Below are 16,002 nucleotides of genomic sequence, written 5' to 3'. Positions count from 1 at the left end.
GCAGGGCCTCGCTAAGCTGAGACGCAACCTGAGAGGCGAATCCACGACAAACGGCTGATACAGTCAGCAGTCTCGCCCAGCCGTTCAAAGGAATTCCGATGGATATCCGCACCCTCTTCGAGATCAGCTTGCCCATCATTCAGGCACCGATGGCCGGCTCGCAGGACCATCAGCTCGCAGCAGCAGTATCCGACGCCGGCGGGCTGGGTTCGGTCCCAGCCGGCATGCTCAATGCAGAGGCGCTTGATGCCGAGCTGGCCGCTATCGCAGCACTGACGCGCAAACCCTACAACGTGAACTTCTTCTGTCATCAGACGCCTGCCGACGACGCCGCACGAACCGAGGCCTGGCTGGCAGCGCTGGCGCCTTACTTGAAAGAACTCGCCATCGACCCGACGAGCATCCCCAGCGGCGCAACCCGCAAGCCGTTCGATGCTGCAATGGCGGAAGTGGTGGAGCGGCATCGTCCGCCGGTGGTCAGCTTCCACTTCGGCCTGCCAGCGCCAGACCTGCTTCAGCGTGTCAAAGCGACCGGCGCGAAGATCCTCTCCAGCGCCACGACTTTGGAAGAAGGCCGCTGGCTGCAGGCGCAAGGCGTCGATGCGGTGATTGCCCAAGGCGTTGAAGCGGGCGGGCATCGCGGCATGTTTCTCAGCGAAGACGTCAATGGGCAGCTCGGCACCTTTGCCTTGCTGCCGCAGCTGGTTGCCGCGCTGGACGTGCCGGTGATCGCGGCCGGCGGGGTTGCGAGTGCCCGCTGCGTATCCGCCGCACAGGCGCTTGGCGCAGCGGGGGTGCAGGTCGGCACCGCTTATCTGCTGTGCGACGAAAGCCGTGCCAGTCCGCTGCACCGCCAGGCTTTGCAGAGCCCGTCTGCCGAGCATACCGTACTGACCACCTTGTTCTCTGGCCGGCCCGCGCGGGGCATCGTCAATCGCCTCATCCGCGAACTGGGCGGACGGCCAGACGCCGTGCCGGCGTTTCCGCTGGCAGGCAATGCTATCGGCAGTTTGCGCGCCGCTGCTGAGCCTCAAGGCCTTGATCACTTCTCACCGCTGTGGGCCGGGCAGAACGTCAGCGGTTGTCAGCCGATCCCGGCGGCACAGCTGACCGAAGCGCTTGCATCCGGATGGAAAAGTTAGGCGACAATCAGGGCGGCGCCAGGCGTCGGAGCTGGGTCCATTACGGCGACGTAGCGCGTAAACTGGCGCGACCTGCAGATGAACGGATCGGATATGACCGTGCTGACTAACACACTGGTATTTCTAGCCACCCTGGCCGGCATGGAGCTGTTTGCCTGGTGGGCGCACAAGTACGTGATGCATGGCTGGGGCTGGGGCTGGCACAAGTCACACCATGAGCCGCGCACCGGCTGGTTCGAGAAGAACGATCTGTATGCGGTGGTCTTCGCCGGGGTTGCGATCCTGCTGATCGCGCTAGGCACGGCGGGCTACGGCCCGCTGGAATGGATCGGCGCCGGGATGACGGCCTATGGCTTTCTCTACTTCGTCGCCCATGACGGGCTGGTGCATCACCGCTGGCCGCTGCGCTTCGTACCCCGCAATGGCTACCTAAAGCGTCTCTATCAGGCGCACCGCATGCACCATGCCGTTGAAGGGAAAGAGCGCTGCGTGTCCTTTGGATTCCTTTATGCGCCGCCGCTGCCGGTGCTCAAGCAGCAGCTGCGCGAGCTGCATGACGGGCCGCTGCGCAAGACAAACGCTAAGCCCGACGCGGACGTGTCCAGAGGGAATCAGGACGCGGCGTGAGTTGCATCCGACGCGAAGCCAACGCCAGCACACCACCGCCGAGGAGAAACTGCAGTTTCTGCGCGCTGGTCGTCGATACACGCGTGTCCCAGGCCGCAGCGCCTCGCGCTTTCACTTCCACACCAATCTGCCGATAAACGCCGTGCGCCGTAGCAATGGACCAGGCCGAACGCAATGGCAGGTCGCGCAACCCCTGCGAGGCCGACAGGTAGTAAGGCTCGGCTAGATCGACCAGACGGGCCGCCAGCAGCGCCAGTGCAGGCCGGCTGTATGGCAGGCCAATCGCGTCAGCCGAGATACCTGCTTCCCTGAGCCAGTCGGCCGGCAGATAGACGCGACCAATCTCCGCATCCTCGACGATATCGCGCGCAATATTGGTCAGCTGGAACGCCAGCCCTAGGTCGCAGGCCCGGTCCAGCGTCGCCTCCGCTTCGGCGCCCATCACCTTCGCCATCATCAAGCCCACCACTCCGGCGACGCGGTAGCAGTACAGCAGCGTGTCGTCGAGGGTCTGATAGCGGTAGTCCTGCACATCCATGCGGAAGCCCGCCAGATGCTCCAACGGATATTCCAGAGGAATCCGATGACGTTGGATGACCTGCTGAAACGCAGCAAAAGCCGGATCCTGCATGGGCTCGCCGGCATAAGCGCGCTCGGTCAGGTCCTCCAGCTCGGCCAGGCGCGCTTCTCCGGTGGAACGGTCACCTTCGACCTGGCCGTGCCCGAGGGTCTGGCCATCGATCACGTCGTCGCAATGCCGGCACCAGGCATAAAGCATCACCGCGCTCTGACGGGTGCGCTCGTCGAACAACTTGGCCGCCGCTGCAAAACTCTTGGAGCCGACGTTGATCGCCTGAGTCGAGTGATCAATCACCTGATCGTTCATCCGGAAAGATCCTCCAGCATCAGGCCGGCCGTGGCCTTGGCCGAACCCACCACGCCCGGCACACCCGCGCCGGGATGCGTGCCGGCACCGACGATGTAGAGGTTGGGAATCACGTCATCACGGTTGTGCGTGCGAAACCAGGCGCTCTGGGTGAGGATCGGCTCCAGCGAAAACGCCGAGCCGAGATGGGCGTTGAGCTCGTCGCGAAAATCGAACGGGGTGAAGATCCTGTGCGTGACCAAATCCTCGCGCAGCCCGGGAATGTAGTGACGTTCGAGGTATTCGAAGATGCGGTCGCGGTACTTTGGCCCCTCCACGGCCCAGTCGATGTCGGCCGTGCCCAGGTGCGGCACCGGCGCCAGAACGTAATGACTGGCACAACCTTCCGGCGCCAGCGAGGGGTCGGTGACGCATGGCGCGTGCAGGTAGAGCGAGAAGTCGTCAGCCAGGGTCTCGCGCTTGAAAATCTCATCGATCAGTTCGCGGTAGCGCGGCCCGAAGCACACCGTGTGGTGCTGCAGATGTTCGTGACGGCGCTTGAGGCCGAAATGAATTACGAACAACGACATGGAAAAGCGCTTGCCGGAAAGCCGTTTGGCTTCGTCGCGACCACGCTGTTCATGTCCGAGCAGCTGCTTGTAGGTATTCACCACATCGGCATTCGAAGCCACCGCATCCGTGACGAAGCGGCGCCCGTCCCAGGTGACCACTGTCCTTGCCAGCCCACCGGAAAGTTCGATGCTCGCGACCTCGGCGTTCAGTTCCAGCTTGCCGCCCAGGTCTTCGAACAGCCTGACCATGCCCTGCACCAGCGCGCCAGTGCCACCGCGTGGAAACCAGACGCCCCCCTGCCGCTCCAGCGCGTGGATCAACGCATAGATGGAGGAGGTCTCGAACGGGTTGCCGCCCACCAACAGCGAGTGGAATGACAACGCCTGGCGAAGGCGTTCGTTCTCCACGAAGCTCGACACCATGCTGTACACGTTGCGCCAGGCCTGCAGCTTGGCCAGCTGCGGCGCGACGCCAATCATGCTGCGGAACGACAGGAAGGGCACGGTGCCGAGCTTGACGTAGCCCTCCTCGTACACCGCACGTGAATAGGCGAGAAAGCGCTGGTAGCCGGCAACATCCTTCGGGTTCAGCGCATGGATCTGTTTGTCCAGCTCGGCCTGGTCGTTGACGTAGTCGAAGCTGTAGCCATCTTCCCAGCACAGCCGATAGAAGGGGCTGACCGGCAGCAGTTCGACGTAGTCGGCCATGCGCTTGCCGGCGCCGGTGAAGAGTTCTTCCAGCGCAGGCGGATCGGTGATGACCGTCGGCCCCGCATCGAAGGTGAAGCCCTGGTCGTGATAGACGTAGGCGCGGCCGCCCGGCTTGTCGCGCTTTTCCAGCACCGTGGTCTGGATGCCGGCACGTTGTAGCCGAATCGCCAGCGCCAGTCCGCCGAAACCGGCCCCAATCACCACCGCCCGCTTCACAACGCCAGTTGCCTCGTTCATTGCTTTTCCTTGTGGTGCAGATTGCCGGCGGCCAGCGCACGCAGCGCTTCGCCCACCGGCACGGGAGGTTTGCCCGAGACGATGCGCAAGCGGTCCCAGGTGGTCAGGTCTGCTGCGTAGAAGCGCTGGATCAGCGATTCCCGCAAACCGTAGAAGCGCTGCATGACCGCCCAGCGTCGATCCGCCGGCCCAGCCATGAACAGCATGCGATTGAGCAGGCGGAAGAATCCGCGCTGCCGCCACTGCAGCATCGAATAGTCGCGAATCGCCGCGAACAGGCTGTCGGCATCCCAGCGGTCCAGCGCGACCAGATGATCGGCCAGACGCACCGCATCAGGCAGGGAATAGCCAGTGGTGGGGTGGAACAGGGCGGCGGACAGGCCCGTCTGCGGCACGCCGCGCGCCTCATCCCAGAACGCCGGCAGGTCACCGGACAGCACGATGGGTAACACGCCCTGCTCTTCGCGCAGCATCTCGGCGATGCGCCAGTCGCGCGCCTCGGCATAGCGCCGGATGTTGTCTCGCAAGGTGCCCGGCGCAACGGCATCGCCGTCGGCGTAATACGTGTCCTCAATCAGGAGGGTGTCGGCGCTGAGCGGCAACACGTAGACGAACCGGTAGCCATCCTGCTGGGCGACGCTGGCGTCCATGATGATCGGCTCCTGCAAGCCATGCGGCTCATGCAGGCGCAGCTCCTGCCCGAGAAACTTCTGGAAGCCCAGCGCCAGCTGATCGGTCCGGCGCACGCCGCGCCCGTCAATCACCGCCCCGGCGCGCAGAACATCGCCGCAACCCAGTCGCACCTGGCGCGGCTCTGCCCGGGTGACGGTGGTGTTCAGGCGCACCCCGTCTGCCAGTTCCGACATCAGCAGCCGATGAAATCGATCAGAAAAAATGCTGGCGTAGCCACTGCCCAGCCGGCGCTGCAGATCCGGGAAAATCACTTCATAGCCAGGCCAGCGATTGCCCACCAGCGGCTCCAGCCAGGCCTGCTGGACTGGCATCAGGTCGTGCTCGTGAAAGGACCAGGTATGGTTGCCGCCGAGGGTTTCACCCTGCTCGATAATCAACAACCGCAAATCCGGACGCGCCTGCCGCAAGCGCAGGGCCAGCAGCCCATTGGCCAGACCGCCACCGACCAGGATCAGGTCCGCATCAGCCATGTTCTGCCCTCTGCAAGGCCGGTGCCTCAGCGTCGAGCGCCGCCTCGATCAATTGCGCGGCCCGCGGCGCCCCGCCGGCCGTGCGTACCTCGGCGCCCAGCTCCGTCGCACGCTCGGCAAAGCCGGGCTCGCGTAACAGTCGCCGCAGCCCCTGCACAATGCGTCGACGACTGGCCAAGCGCGGGTCGAGTTTCAAGCCCACGCCGGCATGCACCAACCGAGCAGCCACTCCGGGCTGATCGAAAGCAATCGGCAACGCAAGGCTTGGCACCCCTGCTTCTAGCGCGTCGAGCACGGTGTTGAGCCCGGCATGGGTAATCACGGCATCCGCTCGCGCCAGCACCGCACGCTGCGGCGCGAAATCGGTGACCCAGCTGGCGCCTGCCTTGAGCAGCCGTCGCTCTTGCGACGCATCCAGACGACCACAGTGGGCGATCAAGAGCTGCACATCCAGCTCGCTACAGGCTGCAGCGATGCGCCGGAACAGGCCGAAGCGATCGCCCTGCAGGGTGCCCAGCGAGGCGAATACGAATGGCCTGCCGGGCGCGACCGGAATATCCATCGGTGGCTCGTCACTCAGCGCCGAACGCAGCGGGCCGATGCCGTGGAAATGTTCGGGCAGCGCGGTACGCGGAAAATCGAAACCGGGGGTTGTCTGGCTCAGCTGCAGCAGCGGCGACAAGCATTCATCGAGGCGTTGGCGAGGCGGCAGGCCAAACGCGGCCGCATGGCGTGCGATGACCGCGGCGTGCGCTTGCATGGCGCGGTCATAGACACCACTGCTGTGCAAGTTCAGCTGCTCGCCCCAAGGCGTCGCACGATAGCGCCAGGGCATGACCGGCAGCGGCACCAGCGCTTCGCGATTGACCGGCACTGCACAGGCCACCGACACGAACGGCAGCCCGAGATGCTCGGCCACAAGCCCACCGGCCGGCTCCATCTGATCGGCGATTATGCAGTCTGCGCCGATGGCGCGAAGCACAGCTGGCGCTTCTCGGCAGTACATATCAGTTGCTGAGGCCATATCGGCAATCACGCGGCGTATGCCCCATGGCCCGCCAGGCCGCGCGGCCCGGTCGATTACCGCCTGGAGCGAGCCTGGCGGATGCGAGCCCGCGCCGACTTGAGCGAAGCCCAAGCGAGGGTCGCGCAGCATTGCGGCAACATCGGCCTGCTGAACGACCGTCACCCGGTGACCGCGTGCCAGCAGCTCACCGGCGACCGCCTCCATGGCCCGCACATGGCTGTGAAACGCCGGCCCGATTACGGCGAAATGAGTCATTGAAGCGAACCTCGTCGGTCAGCTGGTTGGCAGTCGTGCCGCTGCATCACAGCTTCGAGGGATCGAAGGGTGCCAGCAGCGGCGCCTTGGCCAGCGCCGCCAGACTGGCCGAACCGGTGCAGAAGCAGGCGATGCGCAGCTGCTCGATCAACACATGGAAATGTGCGACCACAGCGTCCGGACCGATCAGCGCCGCGTCCAGCACACCGGCGGCCTGGCCCACCAGGTTGGCGCCGAGGCGAATTGCCTTGGCGGCGTCAATACCGTTACGAATGCCGCCTGACGCGATGAGCTGCGCGTCCGGGCAGGCGCGGCGAACGTTCGAGATCGCCTGCGCGCTGGGTATGCCCCAGCCGGTAAATGCCTTGGCGATGGCGCGCTGTTGCGGGTCCAGGGTGCGTTCAGCCTCCACCGCTGCCCAGCTGGTGCCCCCGGCACCAGCAACGTCGATCACCGACACACCCGCATCGAGCAGTCGCTGCGCCACGCTCGGCGAGATACCCGCACCGACCTCCTTTGCCACCAACGGCACCGGCAAGCGCGAGGCCAACGCTTCGAGCGCTGCGTACACACCTTGCCAGTTGCGATCGCCGCCGACCTGCACCGCTTCCTGCAGCGGGTTGAGGTGAATGATCAGCGCATCGGCCTCAATCATGTCGACGGCTCGCTGCGCCTCGTCCAACCCGTAACCGGCGACCAGCTGGGCGGCTCCGAGATTGCCGAGCAATGGGATCGAGGGCGCGAGTTCGCGTAGCTGCCGTGTCAGCCCCTGATCCGCATCAGTTTCCAGCGCGATTCGTTGTGAGCCAACCGCCAGCGCAATGCCAAGCACCTGCGCCGCCTCTGCCAGGTTTCGATTGATCTGCGTGGCCCGTGCCGCGCCGCCCGTCATCGAGCTGATCAGCAATGGGGCCGAAAGGGTCCGGCCAAACAACGAGGCGCGAATATCGATGTCATCCAGACGCAACTCCGGAACCGCGCAGTGCTCGAAGGTCAAGGCGGCGTAGCCCGGATCTACCGCGGAACAGGCGCGATGCGGGTCGAGAACGATGTCCAGATGGTCATTCTTACGTTCCGCAATAGTTTCTTTAGTCATGCAGCGCCTCGTTTGATGACCTTATGTGGACGGTAGTGGTCATTAAAAGTGCCAAGACTTATACACTCTGTACAGGTATTGTCACGATATCTAACGAAAAACGATACAGGAGGTCGTCATGGCCATCGCTTTGCCAGACACGCAACACGACTTCGAAGCGACAGTCAGTACGCTGCGTGCACAGGTGGACGAGCGGCTAGGCCAATGGCTACCGCTAGCCCCCCCGCTGGACGCAATCGCCACGGCCATGCGCGAAGGCACCCTCGCGCCGGGCAAACGAGTCCGCCCATTGCTGCTGCTGTTGACCCTCAAGGATCTGCAGCAGGAAACGACGGCGTCCGATGCCGGACTAGACCTGGCTTGCGCCCTGGAAATGGTGCATGCCGCGTCACTGTTTCTTGATGACATGCCGTGCATGGACAACGCCGAGCTGCGCCGCGGCCGGCCGACCATCCACCGCCAGTTCGGCGAGGATGTCGCGGTCCTTGGGTCGGTCGCACTGCTCAGCCAAGCCTTCAGCATAGCGGCCTCGACGGCCGGCATCGACGCGTCGACACGTAATCAACTGGTGCGCCTGCTGTCGCAAGCCACCGGTGCGCAGGGCCTGGTTCGCGGCCAGTTTCACGACCTGCGCGAGGGACAGCGCGCCCGCCCACTGGAAGCCATCGCCCACACCAATCGCCTGAAGACCTGCCCGCTATTCACGGCAGCAGTGGAGTCCGCTGCGTTACTGGCCGGCGCCAGCGCCAGCCAGATGCGCCATCTAACCGGTTTTGCCACCGAGCTTGGGTTGGCCTTCCAGCTGCTGGATGACCTGTCCGACGGGCTCAGCCCGCAACAGATCGGCAAGGACTCCGGCAAAGACGCCGGCAAAAGCACTGTGGTTGCCCTGCTCGGTCCCGAGGCGGCTCGCCAGCATGTCGAAGAGCACCTGGCACGGGCCGAGCAGCACCTGATCGACGCAGACATCGGTAATGGTCACCTCGCCCAGTTACTCGAATATTTCTGCGCAAGGCCACACTGAGCCCGCTGGGGCAAGCCCTAGAAGAGGCTGCTGTGTCGACCCATCACTCGAATGTATGGTGCTAGGCAGCCGTCTCGTCGCCTCCTTAGACTCGATTGCATGTAAACGGAGGATTTTCCATGCCCGAGACTCTGCTCTGCCCGCGTAACCTTGCGTTCGAACTCTACGAAGTACTGGACGCAGAAGGCCTGACCCAGCGCGAACGCTTTGCCGACCACAGCCGCGAAACCTTCGACGCGGCCATCGACACCGCCCGCAGCATCGCCGAGAACCTCTTCGCCCCGCACAACCGCAAGGCCGACGAGAACGAACCGATCTACAAGGACGGCGAAGCCGTACTGATCCCGGAAGTGAAGCCTGCCGTCGATGCGTTCATCGAGGCCGGTTTCCACAACGCCTCGCGCAGCTTCGACGATGGCGGCATGCAGTTGCCGAACCTCCTGTCACGTGCCTGCTTTGCCCACTTCCAGTCGGCCAACATCGGCACCTCTTCCTACCCGATGCTGACCATGGGCGCCTCGCACCTGATCGAAGTGTTCGGCAGTGACGAGCAGAAGCAGCGCTTCCTCCAGCCGATGCTCGAAGGCCGTTTCTTCGGCACAATGGCGCTGACCGAGCCGCACGCCGGCTCTTCCCTGTCCGACCTGCGCACCCGCGCCGAGCCGGCCGGTGACGGCAGCTATCGCTTGAAAGGCAACAAGATCTTCATTTCCGGCGGCGACCATCCGCTGTCAGAAAACATCGTGCATATGGTGCTGGCCAAGCTGCCGGACGCTCCGCCCGGCGTAAAAGGCATCAGCCTGTTCATCGTGCCCAAGTTCCTGGTCAATGACGACGGCAGCCTCGGCAAGCGTAACGACGTGATCCTCGCCGGGCTGTTCCACAAGATGGGCTGGCGCGGCACCACTTCTACCGCGCTGAACTTCGGCGACAACGGCGAGTGCGTCGGCTATCTGGTGGGCGAGCCGCACAAGGGCTTGTCGTACATGTTCCAGATGATGAACGACGCGCGCATCGGCGTCGGCATGGGCGCGATCATGCTCGGCTACGCCGGCTACCTGTACTCGCTCAACTACGCCCGTGAGCGTCCGCAAGGCCGTCTGCCGGATGGCAAGAATCCAGCGTCGGCACAGGTGCCGATCATTCAGCACACTGACATCAAGCGCATGTTGCTGATGCAGAAAGCCTATGTCGAAGGATCCTTTGATCTTGGCCTCTATGCCGCGCGCATCGTCGACGAAGAGCAGACTGCGGCAACCGAGGAAGAGCGCAAGAATGCCCACGAACTGCTGGACCTGCTGACGCCCATCGTCAAATCCTGGCCATCGGAGTTCTGCCTCAAGGCAAACGAGATGGCGATCCAGATTCTCGGCGGCCACGGTTACACCCGTGAATACCCGGTCGAACAGTACTACCGCGACAACCGCCTCAACCCGATTCACGAAGGCACCCACGGCATCCAGTCGCTCGATCTGCTGGCACGCAAGCTGACGCAGAACGGTGGCGCAGGGCTGCGTCAGTTGCTCGGCCTGATCCAAGGCACCTGCAAGCGCGCCGGCGAGTTCAGGTCGCTGGATGCGCTGCGTCAGCCGCTGGAGCAACTCCTGGCGCGCCTGACCGAGGTCACCCAGGCCCTGCTCGGCGACCTGATGGCGGGCAAGATTAACCAGGCGCTGGCCAACTCTGCGCTGTATCTCAAGGTCTTCGGTCACGCCGTGATCGGCTGGCGCTGGCTGGAACAGGCGATCCGCGCCGAACAAGGCCTGGCGAAAGGCAACGAGGCGGACGTCGATTTCTACCGGGGCAAACTCCAGGCAGCTCGTTATTTCCTGACCTGGGAAGTGCCCAGCTGCCATCACGACCTGGATCTGCTGGCCAATCGTGACGACACCTGCCTGACCATGCAGGAAGACTGGTTCTAACCGGGCACCCGGCACGCGCTGCGGTGGCGCGTGCCGGCCTCTCACCACTCGCCTGCCGCCTAGCAGCGGCACTGCGCCCTCTTCGAAACGCCCGTCGCTCTGCCGGGCTTTTTTGACAGCACGTCAAAACCGCGGGTTAGAATCGCTGGCATGCAGCCTGCATGCTTGCCAGCACTGACCTTCGGAGAGCGCGTTTGGATATCGGCCATATCAACCAACTGTTCTTTGTCGGTGCCCTGTTGGTTGCGGCGAGCATCCTGATGAGCTCTCTGTCGACGCGACTTGGCGTGCCCATCCTTGTCATCTTTCTCGCGGTCGGCATGCTCGCAGGCGTCGACGGTATCGGCGGCATCGTCTTCGACGACTACTCACTGGCCTTTCTGATCAGCAATCTGGCGCTCGCGATCATCCTGCTCGACGGCGGTATGCGCACCCGCGCCGCCACCTTCCGCGTCGCGCTCTGGCCAGCCTTTTCGCTGGCGACTGCAGGTGTCGTGGTGACTTCCGGCCTGACCGGCCTGGCCGCGGCCTGGCTGTTCGATCTGCCGCTGATGCAGGGGCTGTTGATCGGTGCCATCGTGGGCTCCACCGACGCTGCTGTGGTGTTCAACCTGCTCAACGGCCGGGGGCTCAACGAACGGGTCGGTTCGACACTGGAAATCGAGTCGGGCAGCAACGATCCGATGGCCATGTTTCTGACCGTCGCGCTGATCGACATGCTCGCATCCGGTCAGACCGGGTTCGGCTGGGGCTTCTTCCTCAGCCTCTTGCAACAATTCGGCATCGGCACCCTCCTCGGGCTGTCCGGCGGCTGGCTGTTGCTGCACCTGATCAACCGTCTCTCGGTGGCGGACGGTCTTTATCCGCTGCTGGCGGTGGCCGGCGGCATCATGATCTACGCGCTGTCCGGCGCCATCGGCGGCAGCGGCATTCTCGCCGTCTATGTCTGCGGCCTGCTGTTGGGCAACCGGCCGATCCGCAACCGCCACGGCATTCTGCACATGTTCGACGGCCTCGCCTGGCTCAGCCAGATCGGCATGTTCCTTGTGCTCGGCCTGCTACTCACACCCAGCGAGCTGCTGCCCATCGCCCTGCCGGCACTGGGCTTGTCGCTGTGGATGATCCTGTTTGCCCGCCCATTGGCCGTGTTCATCGGCCTGGCACCGTTTCGCAGCTTCCACTTGCGCGAGCGCCTGTTCATTTCATGGATCGGCCTGCGCGGCGCAGTGCCGGTGATCCTCGCGGTCTTTCCGCTGATGGCCGGGTTGGAAAACGCTCAACTGTTCTTCAACGTGGCGTTCTTCATCGTGCTGGTTTCGCTGCTGCTTCAAGGCACCACGCTGACCTGGGCGGCGAAGAAGGCCAAGGTCGAGGTGCCGCCCTCGCCACTGCCGATCTCCCGCGCCGGGTTGCAGATTCACACCACCAGCCAGTGGGAAATGTTCATCTATCGCCTGACCGCCAAGAAGTGGTGCATCGGCGCCGCACTGCGTGAGTTGAAGATGCCCACCGGTACACGCATCGCCGCGCTGTTCCGCGGCAAGGCCCTGCTGCACCCCTCCGGCAGCACCCGCTTGCAGGTGGACGACATTCTCTGTGTCATCGGCCACGAAGAAGACCTGCCGGCGCTCGGCAAACTGTTCAGCGAGGCGCCACAGCGCGGGCGAGACATGCGCTTCTTTGGTGACTTCATCCTCGAAAGCGAGGCCGAAATGAGCGCCCTTGCGGCGCTGTACGGTTTGAAACTCGGGGATGTCGCCGGCGACCAGACGATCGGGGAATTCATGGCCGAGCGCGTCGGTGGCAAGCCGGTCACCGGCGATCAGATCGAATGGAATGGCCTGACCTGGACCATCGCGACCATGGAGCACGGCCGGGTGCGCAAGGTCGGCTTGAAGTTTCCCGAGGGCAACAAACCAGGTCCCTCGCTGCATTTCTGATCGCTGAACGAGCGCAAAGCCCCGCGCCAGAGCGTTCCGATCTATGGGCTCGCCTCGGCCTCCTGCAGCCCTTAGACTCCGCACTCTTTTCTTCACTCGATAACGTTCATGGCACCCTTGCGTACCCTGTTGCTCGCGACCTTGCTCGCCTTCGCTCCCGCTTCGACCTTCGCCCAGTCCATCCCCGGGCTGACCGGCAGCAAGCCGGCTGCCGAGGAGGCGAAACCCGCACAGCCGAGCGCGGACGAGCGCGCCCAACGCCTTGCCGAGCAGGCCGCTACCGCACAACAACGGTTGACCGAACTGAAGGCCGAACTGGCCAGTGCGCCGAAGGAAATTGTCGAGTCCCAGCGGGCGCTGAGCAAACTCAAAGGCATCGACACCAGCGACCTGGCCGACAGGCTGGCCAAGCTGAAGGTCCCGGCCCTGGAGCAGCGCCTGGCCGAACGCGTCGAGGAGCTATCGACTTGGCAAACGGCTCTGACCGCCGCCAACAGCATGATCATCAGCGCGCAAACCCGCCCCGAGCGCGCCCAGGCCGACATCAGCAAATCGCAGACACGGATCGACGAGATCAACAATCTGCTCAAGACCGGCCGTGAAGGCGGCAAGCCGCTGAGTGATGAACGCCGCGAACTGCTTGCCGCGGAGAAGTCCGCGCTCAACGCCCAGATCGACCTGCGCCGCAACGAGCTGGCCGGCAACAGCCTGCTGCAGGACCTGGGCATCGCCCGCCGCGACCTGCTGTCCGAACGCATCACCCGCGCCGAGCGCGAAACCATGGCGCTGCAGGCGGCCATCAACGACAAGCGTCGCGAGGAATCCGAACAAACGGTTGCCGAGTTTTCACTGAAAGCCGAGAAGGCCGGCTCCGACAAGCTGCTGCCAGCCGAAAGCGCCGAGAACAAGCGCCTGTCTGGCTACCTGCTACGCGCCACCGAGCGGCTCAATGACCTGACCCAGCTAAACCTGCAGACCCGACAGCAGCTCGACACGCTCAACCAGGCCGATCAGGCGCTGGAAGAGCAGATCGCCGTGCTTGAGGGCAGCCTGCTGCTGTCGAAGATTCTTTATCAACAGAAGCAGGCCCTGCCGCAGCTGACGCTGGACAAGGACCTCGCCGATGAAATCGCTGACATTCGCCTCTACCAGTTCGAACTGAACCAGCGCCGTGAAACCGCGGGCAACGTCGAGGACTATGTCGAGCAGCAACTCGCCAACCAACCCCCTGGCGAGGTGACGCCTGAGCTGCGCAGTGCGCTGCTGGAGCTGGTTCGCACCCGCAGCGAGCTGCTTGATAGGCTCAACCACTCGCTGAACGCCCTGCTCAGCGAATCGATCACGCTGCAGCTGAATCAGCGCCAGCTACAGAGCAAGGCAGAAGCCTTGCGCAACACACTGGACGAGCAGATGTTCTGGATTCCCAGCAACCGCCCGCTGGACCTGGACTGGTTCAAAAGCGTGCCGACGCTGCTCGATCGCCAGTTACGCGCCATGCCGTGGGGCTCGGCATTCGGTGCGCTGGGCGCCGGTCTGATCGAGCGGCCGTTGTTCTTCGTGCCGCTACTGCTGCTGATCGGAGTGCTGCTCTGGCGCCGCAACGCGATCAACGCCAAGCTCGACTCGTTAAGCGCTGACATCGGTCATTTCCGCCATGACAGCCAGCTACACACGCCCTTGGCACTGCTCTTGAACCTGCTGCTGGCATTGCCGGGGGCCCTCTTCCTCGCCCTGTGCGGCTATCTGCTGCAGATGGACGGACGCGGGCAGAACATCAGCCTGGGTGCCGCGTTCTATCAAATGGCCCAGGCCTGGCTGGTGTTCTACAGCGCCTACCGCATGCTCTCGCCCAATCGCGTCGCCGAGGCGCACTTCGGCTGGTTCCGGCCGCAGGTGGCCTTCCTGCGCAACGAAATCCGGCGGCTGGGCCTGGTGGTCATGGCGCTGGTGGCCGTGGTGGCAATTGCCGAGCATCAGCCGGCCGGCCTGGTCGACGACGTGGTCGGCATCGTTGTGGTGCTGGTCTGTTTTGCGCTGATGAGCTGGCGCCTGATGCGCCTGCTGCGCAAGGGCCCGTCGAGCCAGAACGCGCCGCCGGTGCGGCGTTTCATCGGCCTGCTGTTCAGCGTGTTGCCCCTGGCGCTGATCCTGGTGGTGGGTTTCGGCTATTACTACACGGCCTTGAAACTGACAGGTCGCTTGATCGACACCTTGTATCTGCTGCTGGCCTGGATCGTCATCGAAGCGACGCTGATCCGCGGCCTGACTGTGGCCGCACGACGCCTCGCCTATCAGCGGGCGCTGTCAAAGCGCGAAACCCAGACCGACGAGGCGATGGACAACAGCGAGTCAACCGGCGACACCGCGCTGGATATCGAGCAGGTCAACCAGCAGTCGCTGCGCCTCACACGACTGGCGATGTTCGGCCTGTTCTTTGTGGTGCTCTACTGGGTCTGGGCCGACCTGATCAGTGTCGTCTCGTACCTGGATAATGTGGTGCTCTACGAATTCGTCAGTGGCACGGGCGATGCGGCCACCACCAACGCGATCACGCTGAACAACTTGCTCGGCGCCCTGCTGATCGTCGCCATTACGATAGCGGTGGCACGCAATCTGCCGGGACTTCTGGAAGTGCTGGTGCTGTCGAAAATGCATCTGGCGCAGGGCAGCGCCTATGCCACTACGACCCTGCTGTCGTACCTGCTGGCCGGTATCGGCATCGTATCCACGCTGTCGACCCTTGGCGTCAGCTGGGACAAATTGCAGTGGCTGGTGGCTGCGCTTTCTGTGGGCCTCGGCTTCGGCATGCAGGAGATCTTCGCCAACTTCATTTCCGGCCTGATCATCCTCTTCGAACGCCCGGTACGGATCGGCGACGTGGTGACCATCGGCAACCTGTCGGGTACGGTCAGCCGCATACGTATCCGCGCCACCACCATCACCGACTTCGACCGCAAAGACATCATTGTTCCGAACAAGACCTTCATCACCGGCCAACTGGTGAACTGGTCGCTGAGCGACACCGTTACCCGCGTGACGATCAAGGTCGGCGTGGCCTATGGTTCGGATCTGGATCTGGCCAGGAAACTGCTCTACAAAGCCGCCCAGGAAAACCCGCGAGTACTCAAGGACCCGGAGCCACTGGTCCTGTTCCTCAACTTCGGCGAAAGCACGCTGGATCACGAGTTGCGTATCCACGTACGCGACCTTGGCGACCGCAACCCGGCAACCGACGAGATCAACCGCTATCTCGACCGCGAGTTTTCCAAGGCGGGGATCAATATCGCGTTCCGTCAGGTCGATGTGTTCCTGAAGAACCTTGACGGCAAAGTGCTGCAGCTGGGTACAGCGCCGCGGTTGAATCAACCTGACGACAAGCCAAGCGCGCCGCCAGCCGACAGCCAGTCCTGAGGAACATCAA

At 63.7% G+C, this 16,002-nt stretch carries 11 protein-coding genes; 6 read left to right on the top strand and 5 right to left on the bottom strand.

Annotation, left to right across the window (positions count from 1 at the left end):
- The first annotated feature begins 98 nt into the window (after positions 1–98).
- Together ACSSNI_RS01695 and ACSSNI_RS01690 are read left to right on the top strand one after the other, a co-directional pair.
- On the top strand, positions 99–1,142 hold the full coding sequence (locus ACSSNI_RS01695; RefSeq protein WP_448258913.1) for an NAD(P)H-dependent flavin oxidoreductase: 1,044 nt from the start codon (positions 99–101) through the stop codon (positions 1,140–1,142).
- A 93-nt stretch (positions 1,143–1,235) separates the two neighbouring features.
- Positions 1,236–1,769 (top strand): sterol desaturase family protein, encoded by a 534-nt coding sequence (locus ACSSNI_RS01690; RefSeq protein ID WP_448258911.1) that lies wholly within the window; start codon positions 1,236–1,238, stop codon positions 1,767–1,769.
- Here ACSSNI_RS01690 and ACSSNI_RS01685 read toward each other — a convergent pair.
- The 5 genes from ACSSNI_RS01685 to fni are packed head-to-tail and all read right to left on the bottom strand — an operon-like array spanning position 1,723 to position 7,695.
- Positions 1,723–2,655: a phytoene/squalene synthase family protein gene (locus ACSSNI_RS01685; protein WP_448258909.1), complete on the bottom strand. Its 933-nt coding sequence runs from the start codon at positions 2,653–2,655 to the stop codon at positions 1,723–1,725. The two genes, ACSSNI_RS01690 and ACSSNI_RS01685, sit on opposite strands and share 47 nt — an antisense overlap.
- Positions 2,652–4,154, bottom strand: a complete 1,503-nt coding sequence (locus ACSSNI_RS01680) for a phytoene desaturase (RefSeq protein ID WP_148925383.1) — start codon at positions 4,152–4,154, stop codon at positions 2,652–2,654. Before ACSSNI_RS01680 ends, ACSSNI_RS01685 begins: the two co-directional genes overlap by 4 nt.
- Positions 4,151–5,317 carry a lycopene beta-cyclase CrtY gene (gene crtY, locus ACSSNI_RS01675; protein WP_448258906.1) on the bottom strand — a complete coding sequence of 389 codons (1,167 nt, stop codon included), beginning with the start codon at positions 5,315–5,317 and terminating at the stop codon, positions 4,151–4,153. The genes ACSSNI_RS01680 and crtY overlap by 4 nt, the downstream gene beginning before the upstream one ends.
- Positions 5,310–6,599 carry a glycosyltransferase gene (locus tag ACSSNI_RS01670; RefSeq protein ID WP_448258904.1) on the bottom strand — a complete coding sequence of 430 codons (1,290 nt, stop codon included), beginning with the start codon at positions 6,597–6,599 and terminating at the stop codon, positions 5,310–5,312. Before ACSSNI_RS01670 ends, crtY begins: the two co-directional genes overlap by 8 nt.
- A gap of 46 nt (positions 6,600–6,645) precedes the next feature.
- Positions 6,646–7,695: a type 2 isopentenyl-diphosphate Delta-isomerase gene (gene fni / locus ACSSNI_RS01665; protein ID WP_448258902.1), complete on the bottom strand. Its 1,050-nt coding sequence runs from the start codon at positions 7,693–7,695 to the stop codon at positions 6,646–6,648.
- A 118-nt stretch (positions 7,696–7,813) separates the two neighbouring features.
- Here fni and ACSSNI_RS01660 point away from each other — a divergent pair, with 118 nt between their 5' ends.
- The 4 genes from ACSSNI_RS01660 (at position 7,814) to mscK (ending at position 15,992) form a co-directional block, all read left to right on the top strand.
- Positions 7,814–8,719, top strand: coding sequence for a polyprenyl synthetase family protein (locus ACSSNI_RS01660; RefSeq protein WP_448258900.1), 906 nt, complete (start codon positions 7,814–7,816; stop codon positions 8,717–8,719).
- Between the two features lie 119 nt (positions 8,720–8,838).
- Complete coding sequence (locus ACSSNI_RS01655) at positions 8,839–10,641, top strand: acyl-CoA dehydrogenase (RefSeq protein WP_448258898.1); 1,803 nt, start codon at positions 8,839–8,841, stop codon at positions 10,639–10,641.
- A gap of 194 nt (positions 10,642–10,835) precedes the next feature.
- A complete protein-coding gene (locus tag ACSSNI_RS01650; protein WP_148925389.1) occupies positions 10,836–12,581 on the top strand; it encodes a potassium/proton antiporter in 1,746 nt (581 codons plus the stop codon).
- A gap of 108 nt (positions 12,582–12,689) precedes the next feature.
- Complete coding sequence (mscK, locus tag ACSSNI_RS01645) at positions 12,690–15,992, top strand: mechanosensitive channel MscK (RefSeq protein ID WP_448258896.1); 3,303 nt, start codon at positions 12,690–12,692, stop codon at positions 15,990–15,992.
- The last annotated feature ends 10 nt before the right edge of the window (positions 15,993–16,002 follow it).

The organism is Stutzerimonas tianxiuensis (assembly GCF_053470365.1).
This window is presented reverse-complemented; position numbering and strand designations above follow the sequence as displayed.